The organism is Leucobacter sp. M11, assembly GCF_035726885.1.
Classification (GTDB): domain Bacteria; phylum Actinomycetota; class Actinomycetes; order Actinomycetales; family Microbacteriaceae; genus JAPFRB01.
In genome coordinates this window covers 88,425-89,588 of the sequence record NZ_JAPFRB010000005.1, presented here as the reverse complement: position 1 = coordinate 89,588, position 1,164 = coordinate 88,425, and the positions used below count along the sequence as shown (strand labels likewise).

General features: G+C 69.2%; 2 protein-coding genes. One reads left to right on the top strand and one right to left on the bottom strand.

Translation table 11 applies throughout. From position 1 onward, the window contains the following. On the bottom strand, positions 1-926 hold a 926-nt coding region (locus OOT08_RS15690), incomplete at its 3' end, for a DMT family transporter (RefSeq protein ID WP_325093775.1). A 110-nt stretch (positions 927-1,036) separates the two neighbouring features. Between OOT08_RS15690 and OOT08_RS15685 the strand changes: the two genes are divergently transcribed. Beyond that, positions 1,037-1,164 (top strand): peptide deformylase (locus OOT08_RS15685; RefSeq protein ID WP_325094011.1); only part of this gene is annotated, 128 nt, incomplete at its 3' end.

Below are 1,164 nucleotides of genomic sequence, written 5' to 3'. Positions count from 1 at the left end.
ACCTGCGGGTGGTACTTTGCCAGGCCGATGACGCCGAAGATCGCGACGAGCCCGGACACGATGAAGCCGAGGATTGCCCAGAGCGGGGCCTGCGCCGCCTCGTTCAGCACCACGATGCCGATGAGCACCGCGATGAGCGGGTCGACCACGGTGAGCCCCGCGACGACGAGGTCCGGCGGGCCGGAGGAGTACGCGTTCTGCACGAAGATCATGCCGAGCACGGTGCCCGTGACGAGCGCGGCGACGCTCACCCAGGTCAGCCAGGTGAGGTCGCCGTGCTGCAGGCGGGCGATCACCGACTTCGCGAGGGTCGCCACGAAGCCGTAGATGGTGCCCGCCCCGATGATGTACACGAGGGCGACGGCGCGCTTGCGGAACGCCACAAACAGCACCAGGCAGAGCGCGAGCAGCACGCCGAACAGGATCAGGATCGTGAGCAGCTTCCCGTCGGTGACGGGGCGGTCCGCCGCGGTGAACGCGGCGATGAGCACGAAGGCGAAGACGCCGGCCACGCACATGCTGATCGACGCCCGGGTGCGACGGTTCACGCGCACCCCCGTCATCTTCGCGTTCAGCACCGAGGTGATCACGAGGGCGACCACGCCGAGCGGCTGCACCACGATGAGCGGCGACAGCGACAGCGAGCCGATCTGGAACACGACGGCGAGGCCGAGCAGGAGCGTGCCGATCACCCAGGAGGGGCGGCGGAACATGTTCAGGATGTGCTGGAAGCTCAGCCCGGCGCCCGCCTTCTCCCCCGTGATCTTCTCGACCTTGATGAGGCCGCGGGACTGGAACTGGGCGCCAAAGGCGAGGAAGGCGGCGCCGACGAGGGCGACGGGGATGCCGAGGAACTGCTTGGGGTCGAGCGGGATCGACTCGCTCAGCTCGGACAGGACCAGCGCAGCGGCTACGGGAAGACTCACGGCGTTCAGGCTACCCCGGTTTCGGCGGAAAGCCCGGAGCACGGGCCGCTTCGCGCGTTCTGCGCGCCCCGCGTCATCGCGCGGCCCGCGAGCGCGGTACCCTGGTCCTCATGGCTATTCTCCCGATCCTGATCTCCGGTGAGCCCGTGCTGCACCGCCCCGCCGAGCCCGTCACCGAGTTCGACGCCGAGCTCGCCACCCTCATCGAGGACATGTTCGAGACCACGGTCGCCGCCCC